This window comes from Microbacterium sp. NPDC091662 (genome assembly GCF_044756705.1).
Lineage (GTDB): Bacteria > Actinomycetota > Actinomycetes > Actinomycetales > Microbacteriaceae > Microbacterium.
In genome coordinates this window covers 1-1,641 of sequence record NZ_JBIVTM010000004.1, presented here as the reverse complement: position 1 = coordinate 1,641, position 1,641 = coordinate 1, and the positions used below count along the sequence as shown (strand labels likewise).

General features: G+C 55.6%; 1 rRNA gene. It reads right to left on the bottom strand.

What is annotated here, in order from left to right:
- Positions 1–18: 18 nt before the first annotated feature.
- A 16S ribosomal RNA gene (locus ACIQLD_RS18690) occupies positions 19–1,542 on the bottom strand.
- Positions 1,543–1,641 lie beyond the last annotated feature (99 nt).

Genomic DNA, 1,641 nt, shown 5'->3' with positions numbered 1-1,641 from the left:
GAGTCAGATGCTCCTTAGAAAGGAGGTGATCCAGCCGCACCTTCCGGTACGGCTACCTTGTTACGACTTAGTCCTAATTACCGATCCCACCTTCGACGGCTCCCTCCACAAGGGTTAGGCCACCGGCTTCAGGTGTTACCGACTTTCATGACTTGACGGGCGGTGTGTACAAGACCCGGGAACGTATTCACCGCAGCGTTGCTGATCTGCGATTACTAGCGACTCCGACTTCATGAGGTCGAGTTGCAGACCTCAATCCGAACTGGGACCGGCTTTTTGGGATTCGCTCCACCTCGCGGTATTGCAGCCCTTTGTACCGGCCATTGTAGCATGCGTGAAGCCCAAGACATAAGGGGCATGATGATTTGACGTCATCCCCACCTTCCTCCGAGTTGACCCCGGCAGTATCCCATGAGTTCCCACCATTACGTGCTGGCAACATAGAACGAGGGTTGCGCTCGTTGCGGGACTTAACCCAACATCTCACGACACGAGCTGACGACAACCATGCACCACCTGTTTACGAGTGTCCAAAGAGTTGACCATTTCTGGCCCGTTCTCGTATATGTCAAGCCTTGGTAAGGTTCTTCGCGTTGCATCGAATTAATCCGCATGCTCCGCCGCTTGTGCGGGTCCCCGTCAATTCCTTTGAGTTTTAGCCTTGCGGCCGTACTCCCCAGGCGGGGAACTTAATGCGTTAGCTGCGTCACGGAATCCGTGGAATGGACCCCACAACTAGTTCCCAACGTTTACGGGGTGGACTACCAGGGTATCTAAGCCTGTTTGCTCCCCACCCTTTCGCTCCTCAGCGTCAGTTACGGCCCAGAGATCTGCCTTCGCCATCGGTGTTCCTCCTGATATCTGCGCATTCCACCGCTACACCAGGAATTCCAATCTCCCCTACCGCACTCTAGTCTGCCCGTACCCACTGCAGGCCGGAGGTTGAGCCTCCGGATTTCACAGCAGACGCGACAAACCGCCTACGAGCTCTTTACGCCCAATAATTCCGGATAACGCTTGCGCCCTACGTATTACCGCGGCTGCTGGCACGTAGTTAGCCGGCGCTTTTTCTGCAGGTACCGTCACTTTCGCTTCTTCCCTGCTAAAAGAGGTTTACAACCCGAAGGCCGTCGTCCCTCACGCGGCGTTGCTGCATCAGGCTTGCGCCCATTGTGCAATATTCCCCACTGCTGCCTCCCGTAGGAGTCTGGGCCGTGTCTCAGTCCCAGTGTGGCCGGTCACCCTCTCAGGCCGGCTACCCGTCGACGCCTTGGTGAGCCATTACCTCACCAACAAGCTGATAGGCCGCGAGCCCATCCCCAACCGAAATTCTTTCCAGACGCAGACCATGCGGTCACGTCACATATCCAGTATTAGACGCCGTTTCCAGCGCTTATCCCAGAGTCAGGGGCAGGTTGCTCACGTGTTACTCACCCGTTCGCCACTGATCCCACAGAGCAAGCTCCGTGTTCACCGTTCGACTTGCATGTGTTAAGCACGCCGCCAGCGTTCATCCTGAGCCAGGATCAAACTCTCCGTAAAAAAGAAATGCATACGAACACCGGGAAAACGGTGAACGCAGCGAGTTTGATGCTGACCAAAGAGACAAATTCATTGCTGACTTCATCCATTGCCAACCCC